The organism is Methylobacterium sp. WCS2018Hpa-22 (genome assembly GCF_031843785.1).
Taxonomy (GTDB): domain Bacteria; phylum Pseudomonadota; class Alphaproteobacteria; order Rhizobiales; family Beijerinckiaceae; genus Methylobacterium.
In genome coordinates this window covers 1-14,852 of sequence record NZ_JAVTJA010000019.1, presented here as the reverse complement: position 1 = coordinate 14,852, position 14,852 = coordinate 1, and the positions used below count along the sequence as shown (strand labels likewise).

General features: G+C 66.5%; 17 protein-coding genes and 1 pseudogene. 9 read left to right on the top strand and 9 right to left on the bottom strand.

Annotation, left to right across the window (positions count from 1 at the left end):
* Positions 1-64: 64 nt before the first annotated feature.
* Genes RQI43_RS21010 through RQI43_RS21000 form a run of 3 tightly spaced genes read right to left on the bottom strand, consistent with a single transcriptional unit; the run spans position 65 to position 1,856 of the window.
* Entirely contained in the window at positions 65-427 is a 363-nt protein-coding gene (locus RQI43_RS21010; RefSeq protein WP_311276479.1) for a hypothetical protein, read from the bottom strand.
* Positions 427-966: a hypothetical protein gene (locus RQI43_RS21005; protein WP_311276478.1), complete on the bottom strand. Its 540-nt coding sequence runs from the start codon at positions 964-966 to the stop codon at positions 427-429. Before RQI43_RS21005 ends, RQI43_RS21010 begins: the two co-directional genes overlap by 1 nt.
* Before the next feature lie 20 nt (positions 967-986).
* Positions 987-1,856 (bottom strand): DUF3108 domain-containing protein, encoded by an 870-nt coding sequence (locus RQI43_RS21000; protein ID WP_207412163.1) that lies wholly within the window; start codon positions 1,854-1,856, stop codon positions 987-989.
* 334 nt (positions 1,857-2,190) lie between these two features.
* Between RQI43_RS21000 and rpmB the strand changes: the two genes are divergently transcribed.
* The 5 genes from rpmB to RQI43_RS20975 all read left to right on the top strand — a co-directional run bounded on the left by rpmB (position 2,191) and on the right by RQI43_RS20975 (position 5,973).
* Positions 2,191-2,496, top strand: coding sequence for a 50S ribosomal protein L28 (rpmB, locus tag RQI43_RS20995; protein WP_018046086.1), 306 nt, complete (start codon positions 2,191-2,193; stop codon positions 2,494-2,496).
* 142 nt (positions 2,497-2,638) lie between these two features.
* Positions 2,639-3,568, top strand: a complete 930-nt coding sequence (locus RQI43_RS20990) for an AEC family transporter (RefSeq protein WP_056422503.1) — start codon at positions 2,639-2,641, stop codon at positions 3,566-3,568.
* A 73-nt stretch (positions 3,569-3,641) separates the two neighbouring features.
* The gene (locus tag RQI43_RS20985) at positions 3,642-4,115 is read left to right on the top strand and encodes a nuclear transport factor 2 family protein (protein WP_056454649.1); all 474 of its coding nucleotides are present in this window, start codon (positions 3,642-3,644) and stop codon (positions 4,113-4,115) included.
* Positions 4,116-4,122: 7 nt separating this feature from the next.
* The gene (locus RQI43_RS20980; RefSeq protein WP_311276477.1) at positions 4,123-4,680 is read left to right on the top strand and encodes a TetR/AcrR family transcriptional regulator; all 558 of its coding nucleotides are present in this window, start codon (positions 4,123-4,125) and stop codon (positions 4,678-4,680) included.
* Between the two features lie 156 nt (positions 4,681-4,836).
* Complete coding sequence (locus tag RQI43_RS20975; RefSeq protein WP_311276476.1) at positions 4,837-5,973, top strand: hypothetical protein; 1,137 nt, start codon at positions 4,837-4,839, stop codon at positions 5,971-5,973.
* Between the two features lie 184 nt (positions 5,974-6,157).
* Here RQI43_RS20975 and cobT read toward each other — a convergent pair whose 3' ends face one another.
* From cobT to RQI43_RS20955, 4 genes are all read right to left on the bottom strand, one after another.
* Positions 6,158-8,059 carry a cobaltochelatase subunit CobT gene (gene cobT, locus RQI43_RS20970; protein WP_311276475.1) on the bottom strand — a complete coding sequence of 634 codons (1,902 nt, stop codon included), beginning with the start codon at positions 8,057-8,059 and terminating at the stop codon, positions 6,158-6,160.
* Between the two features lie 5 nt (positions 8,060-8,064).
* Positions 8,065-8,568 (bottom strand): DUF29 domain-containing protein, encoded by a 504-nt coding sequence (locus RQI43_RS20965; protein WP_056422490.1) that lies wholly within the window; start codon positions 8,566-8,568, stop codon positions 8,065-8,067.
* 20 nt (positions 8,569-8,588) lie between these two features.
* Positions 8,589-9,572, bottom strand: a complete 984-nt coding sequence (gene cobS, locus RQI43_RS20960; protein ID WP_056422487.1) for a cobaltochelatase subunit CobS — start codon at positions 9,570-9,572, stop codon at positions 8,589-8,591.
* A gap of 233 nt (positions 9,573-9,805) precedes the next feature.
* Positions 9,806-10,438, bottom strand: coding sequence for a J domain-containing protein (locus tag RQI43_RS20955; RefSeq protein WP_056422483.1), 633 nt, complete (start codon positions 10,436-10,438; stop codon positions 9,806-9,808).
* A 140-nt stretch (positions 10,439-10,578) separates the two neighbouring features.
* Between RQI43_RS20955 and RQI43_RS20950 the strand changes: the two genes are divergently transcribed.
* Both RQI43_RS20950 and arfB read left to right on the top strand, forming a co-directional pair.
* A complete protein-coding gene (locus RQI43_RS20950) occupies positions 10,579-10,857 on the top strand; it encodes a BolA family transcriptional regulator (RefSeq protein WP_056422480.1) in 279 nt (92 codons plus the stop codon).
* Positions 10,858-10,888: 31 nt separating this feature from the next.
* Positions 10,889-11,311 carry an alternative ribosome rescue aminoacyl-tRNA hydrolase ArfB gene (arfB, locus tag RQI43_RS20945; protein WP_200919010.1) on the top strand — a complete coding sequence of 141 codons (423 nt, stop codon included), beginning with the start codon at positions 10,889-10,891 and terminating at the stop codon, positions 11,309-11,311.
* A gap of 218 nt (positions 11,312-11,529) precedes the next feature.
* On the opposite strand, the gene RQI43_RS20940 is transcribed toward arfB, so the two are convergent.
* Together RQI43_RS20940 and RQI43_RS20935 are read right to left on the bottom strand one after the other, a co-directional pair.
* A complete protein-coding gene (locus RQI43_RS20940; protein ID WP_056422475.1) occupies positions 11,530-12,264 on the bottom strand; it encodes a YoaK family protein in 735 nt (244 codons plus the stop codon).
* A gap of 176 nt (positions 12,265-12,440) precedes the next feature.
* A complete protein-coding gene (locus RQI43_RS20935) occupies positions 12,441-13,409 on the bottom strand; it encodes a methyltransferase domain-containing protein (protein WP_311276474.1) in 969 nt (322 codons plus the stop codon).
* A gap of 70 nt (positions 13,410-13,479) precedes the next feature.
* Between RQI43_RS20935 and RQI43_RS20930 the strand changes: the two genes are divergently transcribed.
* Positions 13,480-14,526 carry a ligase-associated DNA damage response exonuclease gene (locus RQI43_RS20930; RefSeq protein WP_311276473.1) on the top strand — a complete coding sequence of 349 codons (1,047 nt, stop codon included), beginning with the start codon at positions 13,480-13,482 and terminating at the stop codon, positions 14,524-14,526.
* Positions 14,523-14,852, top strand: a pseudogene (locus RQI43_RS20925) (ATP-dependent DNA ligase); the annotation flags it as partial. The gene RQI43_RS20930 and the pseudogene RQI43_RS20925, both read left to right, overlap by 4 nt.

The following is a 14,852-nucleotide window of genomic DNA, read 5'->3' as shown; positions in this document are numbered from 1 at the left end:
TCCCTTCGGCGAAATCGGCCGGCGGCAGGGTCTCATGACGGCCCGTCGAGATGGCCGCCTCGGGTCAGTCGCCGCTGCGCAGGGGCCGTCCGGACGGTCGGACCCCACGCTGCGTCTCACCGCCATATGGGGCGTCACCCCCGCGATAGCCACCGCCCCGGTACCCATAAGGATCGACATAGATCTCCACCGGGTTCGCCGGCTGCTGCGGCGCGAGATCGGCGCAGAGCGTGTCCGGCATCGCCACGAGGGGGCCGCGCCGTGGCGAGCGGCCCTCGATCACCTCCGCCGAGGAATAGGCGTCGCCCCCGCAGGGCGAGATATCCGAGCTGAGCTCGCCCGCAGGGCCGGGACCGGCATGGCCCGCCCCCGCGACGAGGCAGCCCGCGAGGGCGAGGAAGCGAAGAGAGCGGGGCAGAGGCGACATCAGCGAGTCCCGGTACCCGAGGGGGCCCGCCAGAGGGCAGTGCCGGACAGGGCGTCGCCAAGGGCCGCGAACCCGCCCTGGAGATCGGCGCCGCCGATGGCATAGCCATAGGCGCCGAGCCCGGTGAAGGGGGCCATCCTGCGCCGCCCTTTGAAGATCGGCAATTCGCCCGAGCGTTCGGGATCGACGCGAAGCACGAAATAGCGCTGGCGTCCCCGCATGATCGGTTTGAGGTCCTCGACCGCGTCCCAGGGAATCCAGCCGCTCGACAGGCGGCGGTCGAAGATCCCCTGCCGCCCGACGGAAACCAGCGTGCCCGAACGGAACATCCGGGGGGCGCTGACGACGCTGGCGACGCCGAAGAAGAACAATCCGAACCAGATCAGGAATGTGTGAAAGCTGCCGGGCTCGAAAGCGTGCCCATGGATTCCGGGCCGGGCGTAGAGGATCGAGGCACAGCCGACCGTGAAACACAGGGCGATGACGAACATGCCCACCGAGCGAGGGCGCGAGACCGGAATGTCGATGGCCTGGTCCATGGTTCAGGCCCGATTCGCCGTCATGGATCGACCGAAGCCGCCTGCGCCACCTGGCTCGGCGCCCCGCCACGGCTCCACCGGGTCGCCTCGATGATGTTGGTGCCGAGCGTCGTCCGCACGGCGATGCGCACCGGCAGCAGCACGCGGGTGCCCTCGACCGGCGCCAGCCATACCGACATGTCGCGGTTGTCCTCCATGAACTTCACGCCCGGCCGGTCGGGGCGATGCCCGGCAATGGCCTGATAGCGGGCGTTGCAGACGAGGACCGGCCCGGAATAGCCGGGCTTCTCGACGTTGCGCGTCTCGCCGTAGCTCAGCACCACGTTGAAGCGCGTGGCGCCGTCGAAGATCGGGATGGTGCGGTTGCAATTGGCCTGGTCGGTGAGCTCGCCGCGGCTCACCGCCGGCATCATCAGGGCGCTGGCCGGATCGACGATGCCGCGCTTGTTGGCCGGGGTCACCGGTACGCGGTCGCCCATGTCGATCAGGGGCGGCGTCACCTCGGATTGGGTGACGTTGCCGCGCGCCAGCGCCATCCTAACGGCGATGCCGGAATTCGAGGTCTTGGTGGAGATGGCGAAGGTGTTCGGCTGCGGCCCCTCGGCGATGAGGCCGTTGGCCCGGGCCGAGCCCATGCCGCCGGTCACCGCGCCGACGAGGCCGGTGAGGCGGGCCGACACGTCCATGCGGTAGCGCGTGGTCTCGAACAGGCCCGAGACCTGCGCGGTGCCGATGGGGATGCCGGCCAGCGCGATGCCGTAATCCACCGTCACCGTCGCCGGTGCCGCAGTTTTGGCAGAGGTGGCCTTCGGCCGCGCGAATCCCTCGGAGGCGGGAATCACGCCGAGGGCGGCGAGGAGGCTGGCGCGGAGGAGGCGCATGGCGCACATGGCGTGAGGCTCTGATGTTCCAAGGCTTGGAGCCGCGCGGCAGGAGAGACCGGGCGGCATCGTTCCGTCATCGTCCCCGTTCGTGGTTAATACATCGTATGGATGCCGCGGCGCGGGGCGCCTGGATGGCGCTGCACCGGCCCCGGAGCGTGGTTATTCCGATGGGCAAAACGCAGCGCCGCCCTTGACGGATGCCCCGCCCGTCACCTATAGGCTCGCGCCTTCAATGAGACGCCGCTCGATCGGAGTTTGGCGTGCGTGAGGCCCGTGGCGCGTTGCGACCGGTCTTCCGCCATCGCCCGATCAGACGCGGAACGAGACGGGATTTAGAACAATGTCGCGCCGTTGCGAACTCACGGGCAAAGCCGTGCAGACCGGCCACCTCGTGAGCCACTCGAACCGTAAGACCAAGTGCCGGTTCCTGCCGAACCTGTGCCAGGTCACCCTGCAGTCCGACGCCCTGAAGCGTCGGGTTCGCCTGCGCGTCACGGCTCACGCCCTGCGCTCGGTCGAGCATCGCGGTGGCCTCGATGCCTTCCTCATCAAGGCTCGCGAGATCGAGCTGTCGCAGACGGCCCGTCTGATCAAGCGCGAGCTGCACAAGAAGCTCGCCGAAGTCGAGACCCCGGCCGCCGCCTGAGGCTGCGATATCGAAGCGTCGGCGAGAGCCCGCTTCGATCACGCTCGACGTCTCATTTTAATCTCGAACGGCCGCCGCATGCTTTGTGCATGCGGCGGCCGTTCGCGTTGATTCCGACTGACCCACTATCCGGCTCTTCCCGATGACCGTGCTGTCGCTCATCGCCCCGATCTTCGGGCTGATCCTCATCGGCTGGGTCGCGGCGCTCGCCGGGTTCCTGTCGGAGAAGGTCAGCGATGGGCTATCCGAATACGTCTTCGCCATCGCGGTGCCGGCGCTCATCATCGCGACGCTGACGCGGCCGGGTCTCACCGGCGAGGTCACCTGGGCGTACTGGTTCAGCTATTTCGGCGGCGCCGGCCTGTCCTGGCTCGTCGGCTCGCTGATCGGCCTGCGGCGAGAAGGCGTCGGCCGGACGGGCGCGATCCTGCACGGATTCGCGGCCAGCCAATCGAACACGATCTTCATCGGCGTGCCGATGATCCTGCAAGCCTATGGCGATGAGGGCGCGTTTCCGCTCTTCATGCTGCTCGCCGTCCACCTGCCTCTGATGATGGGCTGCGCCACCTTCCTCATCGAATCGGACGGACAGCAATCGATCCTCAAGCGGCTGAAGGGGCTCGTCCTCGTCCTGTTCCGCAACCCGATCTTCCTGTCGTTGATGATCGGCTTGGGCCTCAAGTCGTTCGGCCTCGCCCCCGGCGGCATGGTCAAGTCGCTGGTGGATGCGCTGGCCGGCACTGCCTCCACCTGCGCGCTGATCGCGCTCGGCGCCGGCCTCGTGCGCTACCGGGTGCTGCACGACCTGCCCGGCGCCATGGTGGTGACGACCCTGAAGCTCGTCCTGCATCCGCTGGCGGTCTGGGTGCTGGCCTTCCACGTCTTCACCATGCCGCCCGCCTATGCCGGGGTCGCCACCCTGTTCGCGGCGATGCCCGTGGGCATCAACTCCTACCTGCTGGCCGTCCGCTACAAGGCCGAGACCGGGTTGATCGCCGCTGCCGTCATGCTCTCGACCCTGCTCGCGGTCGCGACCACCGTGGCGTGGCTCGCGATCCTCGGTCACACCTGAACGGTTCGACGCCTTGACCGGCACGCCCGCTGTTTGTACCGATCGGTACAGACAAGCGCAGGAGCCCGAGCCGATGTCCGAATCCCGCCCACCGCTGCCCCCCTTCACCCGCGAGACCGCGATCCAGAAGGTCCGCGCCGCCGAGAACGGCTGGAACGGCTGCAACCCTGAAAAAGTCTCGCTGGCCTACACGGCGGACAGCCGCTGGCGGAACCGCTCGGAATTCTTCTCAGGCCGTGCGGCCATCGTCGAGTTCCTCACCCGCAAATGGGCGAAGGAGCACGAATACCGTCTCATCAAGGAAATCTGGGCCTTCACCGAGGACCGGATCGCCGTGCGCTTCGCCTACGAGTTTCACGATGTGGCCGGCGACTGGTTCCGCGCCTATGGCAACGAGAACTGGGAGTTCGACGCCAACGGCCTGATGCGGCTGCGCCATGCCAGCATCAACGACCTCGCGATCTCCGAATCGGAGCGCAAGTTCCACTGGGACCGCGCCGCGCCGCGCCCCGACGACCATCCCGGACTCACCGATCTCGGGCTCTGACCGGACCATGACGAAGAAGCCGGGGGCGCGGGAGGACGCGCTGCCCGCCATCGCCGAGGTCTTTCGCGAATACGGCTACGAGGGTGCGAGCCTCGCCCTCATCGGAGCGCGAACCGGGCTCGGCAAGGGCAGCCTCTATCACGCCTTTCCCGGCGGCAAGGCCGAGATGGCTGAAGCCGTCCTCGACGCCATCGGCGCCTGGTTCGAGGAGAAGGTCTACGCGCCCCTGCGCGACGATCCCGATCCACGGGCGGCGATCCGGCTCATGCTGTCGGAGACGGACGCCTATTTCCGCTCCGGCCGAAGGGCTTGCCTCGTGGGCGCCTTCGCCCTCACCGAGAGACGCGACGGATTCGCGGACCGGATCGCCGGCTACTTCCGGGATTGGCGCGAGGCTCTGGCGCAGGCGCTGATCCGCGCCGGGCGCCCGGGTGCCGAGGCGGACTCCCTCGCCGAGGACGCCGTCCTGACGATCCAGGGCGGCCTCGTCCTCGCCCGTGCCCTCGACGATCCGGCCGTGTTCGGCCGGATGCTGGGGCGGTTGGAGGGGCGGTTGGTGTGGTAGTGGGCGATCTGCCTCAGACATTTGATGTCTTTGCTACATGAAGCATACTGTCGTCATACAGATTTACCCCTAGATTTAGGTCGTCGTAGATTTTTTAGCAATTTGCGTTCATCGCGAGTGACATTAATAGTGATAGCGTGTGGAGCGGGCGGAATAATGAGCACCGAAGCTGTCGGCCGATCAAAAGTTCTTGTGTGCCAGCACCAGACGAGACGATTGCTGCGCCAGTCCGATGGCGAAGCTTTCTTCCAAATTTACTCGGGCGGCATGCGCGCTGCTGAATCTAGCGATAATGCATGGCTCATCGAGCCGGTCTTGGACAACGGACATCCATGCGCAAAGGGCTTCATGCAAAATACGCAGTTGCAGGCGTTTTCTAACCAGTACGACTTCACGTTTGTCGCATTTAATCGAATTGGTTGGTTGAAGGGAAATTACCATTCCAGTTGGTGCCCCTACATCCCCGGCCAGACAAACCATCTGCAGGGTCCGGCCAATCTCTGGAGTAATTTGGCGGGCAACCTCTCACGGGCTCCGAGGGCAGCAGGCCTTGCAGAGATGGTTCAACCGACCACTGAACAGATCGCTGCTCACTTCGATAACCGCACTGAGGCTGAACGCCTTGCACGCTCCATTAGCTTGAGCCTTCGCAGCATGGACATTAGCGTGGAGCAGATTGCCGAGTTTTATCACGAGCAGTTGGTAAATCACATGGCGTCTGACAGCCTAGACGGAAAGCGCTCGTCATCTACCTTGGATCAGACGCTGTTCGCCCACGTCCATTCCTTCTTTATGCACCTTGGTGCAGCCCGGGACTATCTTGCGGCGTTTTGCGCGCTCAGAATCAGTAAGGATCCGCATAAAGTCGATTCCTTCGCACGGCTTATAGAAGCAGTACGGCCGGAGGATTTTGCCGGCGACAACATTCTCCAACTGTTTCAAGCGAAAGGGTACTTTCGACAAAAACTGAATAGTTCTCTTAAATTTGAAGCGGCAGGCTGGATGGCTGAGGTCACAGACTTGCGGAACGAATTCATGCACCGGCGACCTTATGGTGATCGCTTCATCGAGCGCATGGGGTTTGTCCGACCCGTTGACAGTGATGCTGGCTTGTACCGTTACGTCAGGCCGATTGTCCTTAAGAGCGTGGAAGCAGATGTACAAAATGTGATTCTGCGTCATTACAGAGAGATGACTGGTCTTTGTCACGCCGCTGCTGTCGCATCGGGAAACGACTTGTCGGTTCTGGCACTTACCCAGGCTGACATTATCTCTGTGAAGTCAGAAAAATAGCATAATGCGCCTACTACGAGACATTCAAGCCTGATTTCTGCTCTCGCTCAGCTATCGGCCGTTCCTGCCGTTTGCTAAACAGAAGCTACGTCTGATTTTGAGCGGTGCGAGTAGCAGTCTAAGCGACCAAGTTGGGTCTAGAACCAAGCCCATGCCATGCGCTTCATCCACCAAAGCCTGACGCCTAACGCCGCCCGCCCGCAGCCCTGCGCACGGGCACGGCACCACCCGCATCTTCCTCGAACAGCTCCGCCAGCTTCTCCGTCATCGCGCCGCCGAGCTCCTCGGCGTCGATGATGGTGACGGCGCGGCGGTAGTAGCGGGTCACGTCGTGGCCGATGCCGATGGCGAGGAGTTCGACCGGTGAGCGGGTCTCGATATCCTCGATCATCCAGCGCAAGTGGCGCTCGAGATAATTGCCCGGATTGACCGAGAGGGTGGAATCGTCGACCGGCGCGCCGTCCGAGATCACCATCAGGATCTTGCGCTGTTCGGGCCGGGCGAGCAGGCGCTTGTGCGCCCAATCCAGGGCCTCGCCGTCGATATTCTCCTTCAGCAGACCCTCGCGCATCATCAGCCCGAGGTTCTTGCGCGCCCGGCGCCAGGGAGCGTCGGCGCTCTTGTAGATGATGTGGCGCAGGTCGTTCAGACGGCCGGGACCGTTGGGCTTGCCCGCCGCCAGCCACGCCTCGCGAGATTGGCCGCCCTTCCAGGCGCGGGTGGTGAAGCCGAGGATCTCGACCTTGACGCCGCAGCGCTCCAGGGTCCGTGCCAGGATGTCGGCGCAGGTGGCCGCCACCGTGATCGGCCGGCCGCGCATGGAGCCCGAATTGTCGAGCAGCAGCGTGACGACGGTATCGCGAAAATTCGTGTCCTTCTCGCGCTTGAACGAGAGCGGCTGGAACGGGTCCGTCATCACCCGCACGAGGCGGGCCGGATCGAGCTGGCCTTCTTCGAGGTCGAATTCCCAGGCCCGGTTCTGCTGGGCCAGAAGCCGGCGCTGCAGCCGGTTGGCGAGGCGCCCGACCACGCCCTGGAGATGGGCGAGCTGCTTGTCGAGATAGGTGCGCAGGCGCGCGAGCTCTTCGGCGTCGCACAGATCCTCGGCGTCGATCATCTCGTCGAAGCGCGGGTTGAACACCTTGTATTCGGGGCCGCGCGGCTCGACGGGCCGGTTGTTAGGCGGACGCTTGGCCTCGGAGGCCTCCTCAGATTCGGCGTTCTCGGACTCGTCCGGCAATTCGCCAGACGGAGCGTCGGCGGCTTCCGTGGCGCCGTCCTGCAGCTCGTCCGAGGCTTCCTCGGAGGTCTCCATCTCGGACTTGTCGCCCTGGGACTGCTCCTCGGCTTCGCCCTCGCTCGGGGTCTGCTCGTCGTCCTGCCCTTCGTTGTCGTCCTCGCTGTCGTCGTCCTCCGGGTCGAGCGGCGTCTCGTCCGCCATGTCGAGGGAGGACAACAACTCGCGCACCGAGCGGGCGAAGGAGCGCTGGTTCTCGAGATTGCCGATGAGGCCGTCGAGGCTAGGGCCGGCCTTCTCCTCGATATGGGAGCGCCAGAGGTCGACGATCTTGCGCGCGGCCTTGGGCGGGGCTTCCCCGGTCAGGCGTTCGCGCACCATCAGGGCGACGGCATCCTCCATCGGGGCATCGGCCCGGTCGGTGATGTCCTCGTACTTGCCGCCGCGATGGTAGCGGTCCTCCAGCATGGCCGTGAGGTTCGAGGCCACGCCTGCCATCCGGCGCGAGCCGATGGCCTCCACGCGGGCCTGCTCGACGGCATCGAACACGGCGCGCGCACCGGCATTCTCGGGGGCGAGGCGGCGATGGACCGCCACATCGTGGCAGCCGAGGCGCAGCGCCATGGAATCGGCGTTGCCGCGCAGGATCGCCACATCCTCCGGCGTCAGCTTGCGCGGCGGCTCGGGCAGGCGCGCCTTGTCGCCGGTGAGCGCCGGCCGGTCGCTGGCATAGACCACCTCGATCTCGGAGCGCTTGGCGATGGCGCGCAGGCATCCGGCCACCGAACGCTTCAGCGGTTCGGCGATGGGCTCCCGGCGTTCGCCGGCTTTGCGGTTCGAGATGGCCACGATCGCTACTTCTTCACCGAGTCGAAATCGAAGGGGCGGTCCAGGATGTCGTCCCAGCCGTAGGGGCATTCCGCGGGAAACTCATCCGGCGGCAGATGGGTCTCGTCGGCGGCCCAATCGCGTGCGTCCGGGTAGGCGTCGCTCAGCGCCTCGTCGATGCGAGGCTTCAGCCCGGGATTGCTGGACAAGATCCGCCCATAGCGCCGCCGTTGCTCACGGATCGAGAAGATCCAGCTCGGCGTGCGGTGCTCCGGCTGCTGGTCCCATTTCAGCATGTGCATGACGAGGACGCGCAGAGTGCTCTGAAGCTTGGCGAACTCGCTCTTCGACAAATCCTCGAGTTCCTCGGCCATGTGCTCGAGATCGAGCTCCTCGAAGCGACGGGCGCGCAGGAGATCGGCTTGCTGGATCAGCCACGAATAGAAATCATCCTCGTAGCGCGCACGATTCGGTGCGCGCTCGGACGGTGACGATTCCCGTGTCTCACCCTTCAAGGCCGGTTCGGCCATCGCGTCCTCCGCGTCGATCCTCAGCTCAGCGCCACGTTCATCGCGCTCTCGGGCAGCTCCTTGCCGAAGGCGCGCTGGTAGAATTCCGCCACCAGGGTGCGTTCGAGCTCGTCGCACTTGTTGAGGAAGGTCACCCGGAAGGCGAAGCCGATATCCTGGAAGATGTCGGCGTTCTCGGCCCAGGTGATCACCGTGCGCGGGCTCATGACGGTGGAGAGATCGCCGTTCATGAAGGCGTTGCGGGTCAGGTCGGCGACGCGGACCATGCGGCTGACGATGTCGCGGCCGCCGTCGCGCTGGTAATGCAGCGCCTTCGACAGGACGATGTCCACCTCGCGGTCATGGGCGAGGTAGTTCAGCGTCGTCACGATCGACCAGCGGTCCATCTGGCCCTGGTTGATCTGCTGGGTGCCGTGATAGAGGCCGGACGTGTCGCCCAGCCCCACCGTGTTGGCGGTGGCGAACAGCCGGAAGGCCGGGTGGGGGCGGATCACCCGCTTCTGGTCGAGCAGCGTCAGGCGGCCCGAGACTTCGAGCACGCGCTGGATCACGAACATCACGTCCGGGCGGCCGGCATCGTATTCGTCGAAGACGAGGGCGACGTTGTTCTGCAGCGCCCAGGGCAGGATCCCGTCCTGGAAGGCGGTGATCTGCTTGCCGTCCTTCAGCACGATCGCGTCCTTGCCGACGAGATCGATGCGGGAGACGTGGCTGTCGAGGTTGATCCGGATGCAGGGCCAGTTCAGGCGGGCGGCGACCTGCTCGATATGGGTCGACTTGCCGGTGCCGTGATAGCCGGTGACCATCACGCGCCGGTTGCGGGCGAAGCCCGCCAGGATCGCCAGGGTGGTCTCGCGATCGAAGATGTAATCCGGGTCGAGATCGGGAACGTGCTCCTCGCTCTGCGAGAAGGCCGGCACCTTGAGGTCGAGATCGATGCCGAAAGCCTCGCGGACGGAGACCATCCGGTCGGGCAGCGAGGCGGGGGTGTCGTCAGAAAGCATACGGGACCTCGTCGGGGCGGGCGCCGGCATGGGCCGGGCTCGCGGATCTATCTCGGTGGGCATTGCCGGGTCCCGCACGGGGCGAGACGTGGAATACCACCTTTAAGGGGCTGCGTCGGCGGACGCCAAGGGGTGCGAGAACTCGATATAGGGCCTCCCGCGCGGTTTGCCGCCTCCCACCGCACGTCATTTGCAAAAACGTGCATCGTTCGTGCCGGTTCGCGGCACCCGGCTCAGCACAGGCCGGCGGCACGCAGGGTGTCGTGGGCGCGGATGATGTCGCGCAGCCGCTCCTCGAACGAGCGGTCGCCGCCATTGGCGTCGGGGTGGAAGCGCTTCACCAGCACCTTGTACTGCGCCTTGATGGCGGCCGTGTCGGCGTTCTCGTCGAGGCCGAGCACGTCGAGGGCCTTCAGGGCGGCCACCGTGAGGCGCGGCCGGCTCGGCTCGGGCTTGGCCCGGCGCGAGGTCTCGCCGACACCTTCGCTGCGCAGGATGTCGAGCGGGTCGACATAGGCCCAGTCGCGCTTCGGGTCGCCCGGTTTCGCCCCGGCCGCCCGCGTCGCCGGGTTCACGCCCATCGCCCAGGTCGGGCGGTGCCCGATCACGGCGTCCTTCTGGTAGGCCTGGACGGCGGCGTCGTTCATGCCGTCGAAGTAGTTGTAGGTGGCGTTGTAGGCGCGCACGTGGTCGATGCAGAAGCGCCAGTACTGGCCTTCCGCCTTGCGACCCTTGGGAGCGCGGTAGAGCCCGGCATTGGTGCAGCCGGGGGTCTCGCAGCCCGTCTGGGACGCAGCCTTGGGCTCGTCGCAGGAGGGTTTGCGCTTGATGCGGATGCTGTCGAACAGACGCGAGTTGAGATCCATGGTGGGGCGATTATGAGAGGGCGGGTCCGAGACACAAGGGCGGCGGGCCTGATGACGCATGCGGAGATCGGGGGTTGACGACCCCGAAGCCTCCGGGCGCCTACAGGCTAGGAACGAAGCGACGGAAAGACGAGGACACGATGGCCGGCACGCTCAAGGATTGGATCACCGGAGCGCTCGACGCGCAACTGGCGCCGCAAACCCTGGTGGTCGTGGACGAATCCCATCTGCATGCGGGCCATTCGGGCGCACGGCCCGAGGGCGAGACGCATTTCCGTGTCGAGATCGTCTCCGCCGCATTCGAGGGGAAGAGCCGGGTCGAGCGCCACCGGATCGTGAACGGTGTTCTCGACGAGGCGTTCAAGCGCGGGCTCCACGCCCTCGCGGTGAAGGCGAAGGCGCCGTCCGAGGCCGCCTGAGCGGCTCCGGCATACGAGGAATATGGTGGCGATGGCCCTGCAATGCACCCCGCATCTCGCCATCGACGAGGCCGAACTCGAAGAGACTTTCGTGCGCGCCTCGGGGCCGGGCGGGCAGAACGTCAACAAGCTCTCCACGGCGGTGCAGCTCCGCTTCGATGCGCGGCGCTCGCACTCCCTGCCCGACGCCGTGGCGGTGCGCCTGATGCGCCTCGCCGGGCGGCGGCTGACCCAGGACGGGGTCATCGTCATCATGGCCCAGCAGTTCCGGACGCAGGACCGCAACCGGGCCGATGCGCGCGAGCGCCTCGCCGCCCTCGTCGCCGAGGCGGCGGTGCCGCCGACGCCGCGCCGGGCGACACGCCCGACCCTCGCCTCGAAGAAGCGCCGCCTCGACGAGAAGTCCCGGCGCGGCGCTACCAAGCGCCTGCGCAGCGACGGCGGAGGCGATTGAACTCATCGCCAAATGGCGCCGATCCCGACCGATGGTCGTTCTCGACGCGTTCGGCGGACGGGGACGAGCTCCATTCATCATCCGCCGGTCGCAGGGCCTATTTGAGGTGTTTCTCCAAGGCTTTACCTCACCCTGCGGTGGTCTGCTGGGGTGATCGACTTCGGCAGACGATCGGCCCCGGCATGAAGATCCGCCCGGAGATCCGATGAAACACGCGCTTACTTCACCGGTCCCCTTGCATCCGGCGGATGGTATTCTTCCGCGCCCGTGACATAGGCGCTGCCGGGCTTCAGGACGGTGAGGGCGATGGCGATCAGGGCGAGGAGCGCCGCGAGGGCCGCCGGGAACAGGAAGGCGTCCTCGCCGAAACGGGTCTGGAGGAAGCCGCCGATCACCGCCCCGGTGCTCAGGGCTCCCCAGAGCGGCGCCTGGATCCAGAACGACGGTGCGACCTTGCCCATCAGCAGGTTGGCGAGCCCGGTCCCGAAGCGGACCACCGCGCCCGTGACATAGGTGAGGGCGAGGCTGCGCCCGGCCTCGTCCTGCAGCGTGGCGTTCTGGAGGCCGAGCGCGATCACGATGGGATAGACGTGCAGCGGCCAGGAGAAGGTGCCGTAGGGCATGACGAGGCCGATGGCGAGGAGCACCGCCTGGAGCAGCAGCATCACCGAGAGCCGCCAGCGCCCGACCCAAGCCGCGATCAGCGTGCCGATGAAGGCGCCGAAGCAGAACATGACGATGACCGAGCTGACGCGGGCCGTGCTCTCCCAATCGAACTTGCTCACCGAGACGCCGAAGCGGGTGGTGTTGCCGCTCATGAACGACATGAAGAGCTGTGAAAATTCGAGGAAGCCGATGGAATCGGCGCATCCGGCCAGTGCCGAGAGGGCGAGTGCGAAGGGAATGCGCGTGCTCGGGCTCGCGGGAAACGACTTGTCGGTCTTATCGGCCATGCGTCTGAACAGGCTCCTGGAAGAGAACGGTAAGCGTCGGGAGAAGGCCGGACCTTATCGATCGGACGCGACGGATAAACCGCCTGCGCCGCGTTGGTGCGGATGAATGGGGGAGTGTCGTGCCGTGCAACACATGCCGGCCCGCTTCGGTTCAACTCAATCGCGCACAATTGGGATTAAGGCGCCGGAGGGCCGGGTTTGCGCAACAGGACGATGCGCGCCGGCACCTCGCTCCCGCGCTCGCGGCGGATCACGGCGGGTTCGAGACCGAGCATGTCCAGACCGGCTTCGTCGGCCAGCCGGCGCAGGTAGCGCTCGCCATGGGCGTAGCGCGCATCGGCACCGAGAACGAGGCCGCCATCGGGGTTCCACTGCACCGTGAAGGCCACGAGGCCCGTGGGCCTGAGAATGCGGGCGGTCTCGGCCATGACCGGGGAAAGGCCGCCGACATAGATGAAGACGTCCGCCGCGATGACGAGATCGGCGCTGTCCCGCGTCCCGCCTCGGAGAATGGGGACGAGATCGCCCTCGATGAGCCTGTCGTAGCGCCGCCGCCGGGCGGCTTCGGTGAGCATGCCGGGGGAGATGTCGATTCCCATCAGGGTTCGCGTGCGCCCATTCAAAGCCTCGCCCACCAGGCCGGTGCCGCAGCCGAGGTCGATCACGTCGCCGAAATCCGCCCGCGCGCTGTCCAGCCCGTCGAGGGCCCTCACCAGCAGTTCCGGCCCGCGATATTGCAACTCGCCCACGAGGTGACGCTCGAATCGCGGGGCGTAGCCGTCGAACAGGGCGCGGATATAGGCCGGCGAGATCGCCCCCAAAGCCGCGCCCTCGCCGATCTGGACGAGGCGCAGGCGGGCCCCGAGTTCGTCATGCGGGTCGAGATCGAGGGCGTTGCCATAGGCCCTGAGCGCGGCATGGTGGTGGGCGACATCCGCCGTGGCGAGGTGGCGGGCCTCTCGCGCCCGTCCGAGCAGGAACCACGCCGCCGCGTAACGCGGCGCGATCTCCAGGGCCTGCTCGGCCATCTCGGCCGCGCCCTCCGCATCGCCCTCGGAGAGACAGGCCTCCGCATAGGCGTAGCGCCGGTCGGCGAGGAGATCGCCCGAACTGTTCTGAAGTGACGTCTGCGCTCGCGGGTTCATGCGAGCGCCCTATATCACGTCGCATGATCCGCCATCCCCATGTTCGGCCCTTCGCAGTTCGGCATCCCGCATGAGCCTGAGTGCGAGCGACCTCCTGACCCTGACCCGCGAGGGGCTGTATTGTCCGCTGGGCGGGTTCCACGTGGACCCGACCTGGCCGGTGCCGCGCGCTCTCATCACCCACGGCCATGCCGACCATGCCCGGTCCGGCCACGGCAAGGTGCTGGCCACGGGCCAGACCCTGCGGATCATGGCCGTGCGCTACGGCGAGGATTTCTGCGAGGCGCGCCAGGAGGCGGTGCTCGGCGAGGACATCCGCATCGGCGACGTGACGGTGCGTTTCGCGCCTGCCGGCCATGTCCTCGGCTCGGCCCAGATCTCCATCCAAGCGCAGGGCGTGCGGGTGGTGGTCTCGGGCGATTACAAGCGCGCCTACGACCCGACCTGCCTGCCCTTCGAGGTGGTGCCCTGCGATGTCTTCATCACCGAGGCGACCTTCGGCCTGCCGGTCTTCCGGATGCCGGACACGGCGGGCGAGGTGCGTAAGCTCCTCGATTCCGTCGCGCTGTTCCCCGAGCGCGCCCATATCGTCGGCGCCTACGCGCTCGGCAAGGCGCAGCGGGTCATGGCCCTGTTGCGGGAGGCCGGCTACGACCAGCCGATCTATCTCCACGGCGCCATGGAGAAATTGACCGAGCTCTACAAGCGCGAGGGCATCCCGCTCGGGGAGACGCCGAAGGTCGTCGCGACGGAGCGCGGAAAACTCCACGGCGCCATCGTGCTCTGCCCGCCCTCGGCGATCCAGGACGTGTGGTCGCGCAAATTCCCCGATCCGGTCACCTCCTTCGCCTCGGGCTGGATGCGGGTGCGCGCCCGCGCCCGGCAGAAGGGCGCCGAACTCCCCCTCGTCATCTCCGACCATTCCGACTGGCCGGACCTGTGCCGCACGATCCGCGAGACCGGGGCGGGCGAGGTCTGGGTGACCCACGGGCAGGAGGACGCCCTGGTGCATTGGTGCGGGACGCAAGGGATCGCGGCCAAGCCGCTTCACATGCTGGGCTATGGCGATGACGGCGAGGGCGAAACCGCCGCGCCGGCCGAGGAGGCTGCCGCGTGAACGACTTCGCCCATCTCCTCGACCGCCTCGCCTACGAGCCGCGCCGCAACGCCAAGCTGCGCCTGCTGCAGGATTATTTCGCCCATGCGCCGGACCCGGAGCGGGGCTGGGCGCTGGCCGCCATGACCGGCAACCTCAGCTTCCGCGAGGCCAAGCCGGCGATGATCCGCGGATTGGTGGAGGCGCGGGTCGACCCGGTGCTGTTCGCGCTCTCGCACAATTATGTGGGTGATCTCGCCGAGACCACGGCGCTGATCTGGCCGTCTCAAAACCCTCCCCCCTCTGCGGGGGAGGGTGGCCCTCGCGTGAGCGAGGGTCGGGAGAGG

What these genes read in the sequence shown, in the direction of transcription:
- RQI43_RS21010 (WP_311276479.1), bottom strand. Translation starts at nt 427, where the DNA reads ATGTCGCCTCTGCCCCGCTCTCTTCGCTTCCTCGCCCTCGCGGGCTGC.
- RQI43_RS21005 (WP_311276478.1), bottom strand. Translation starts at nt 966, where the DNA reads ATGGACCAGGCCATCGACATTCCGGTCTCGCGCCCTCGCTCGGTGGGC.
- RQI43_RS21000 (WP_207412163.1), bottom strand. Translation starts at nt 1,856, where the DNA reads ATGTGCGCCATGCGCCTCCTCCGCGCCAGCCTCCTCGCCGCCCTCGGC.
- rpmB (WP_018046086.1), top strand. Translation starts at nt 2,191, where the DNA reads ATGTCGCGCCGTTGCGAACTCACGGGCAAAGCCGTGCAGACCGGCCAC.
- RQI43_RS20990 (WP_056422503.1), top strand. Translation starts at nt 2,639, where the DNA reads ATGACCGTGCTGTCGCTCATCGCCCCGATCTTCGGGCTGATCCTCATC.
- RQI43_RS20985 (WP_056454649.1), top strand. Translation starts at nt 3,642, where the DNA reads ATGTCCGAATCCCGCCCACCGCTGCCCCCCTTCACCCGCGAGACCGCG.
- RQI43_RS20980 (WP_311276477.1), top strand. Translation starts at nt 4,123, where the DNA reads ATGACGAAGAAGCCGGGGGCGCGGGAGGACGCGCTGCCCGCCATCGCC.
- RQI43_RS20975 (WP_311276476.1), top strand. Translation starts at nt 4,837, where the DNA reads ATGAGCACCGAAGCTGTCGGCCGATCAAAAGTTCTTGTGTGCCAGCAC.
- RQI43_RS20965 (WP_056422490.1), bottom strand. Translation starts at nt 8,568, where the DNA reads ATGGCCGAACCGGCCTTGAAGGGTGAGACACGGGAATCGTCACCGTCC.
- cobS (WP_056422487.1), bottom strand. Translation starts at nt 9,572, where the DNA reads ATGCTTTCTGACGACACCCCCGCCTCGCTGCCCGACCGGATGGTCTCC.
- RQI43_RS20955 (WP_056422483.1), bottom strand. Translation starts at nt 10,438, where the DNA reads ATGGATCTCAACTCGCGTCTGTTCGACAGCATCCGCATCAAGCGCAAA.
- RQI43_RS20950 (WP_056422480.1), top strand. Translation starts at nt 10,579, where the DNA reads ATGGCCGGCACGCTCAAGGATTGGATCACCGGAGCGCTCGACGCGCAA.
- arfB (WP_200919010.1), top strand. Translation starts at nt 10,889, where the DNA reads ATGGCCCTGCAATGCACCCCGCATCTCGCCATCGACGAGGCCGAACTC.
- RQI43_RS20940 (WP_056422475.1), bottom strand. Translation starts at nt 12,264, where the DNA reads ATGGCCGATAAGACCGACAAGTCGTTTCCCGCGAGCCCGAGCACGCGC.
- RQI43_RS20935 (WP_311276474.1), bottom strand. Translation starts at nt 13,409, where the DNA reads ATGAACCCGCGAGCGCAGACGTCACTTCAGAACAGTTCGGGCGATCTC.
- RQI43_RS20930 (WP_311276473.1), top strand. Translation starts at nt 13,480, where the DNA reads ATGAGCCTGAGTGCGAGCGACCTCCTGACCCTGACCCGCGAGGGGCTG.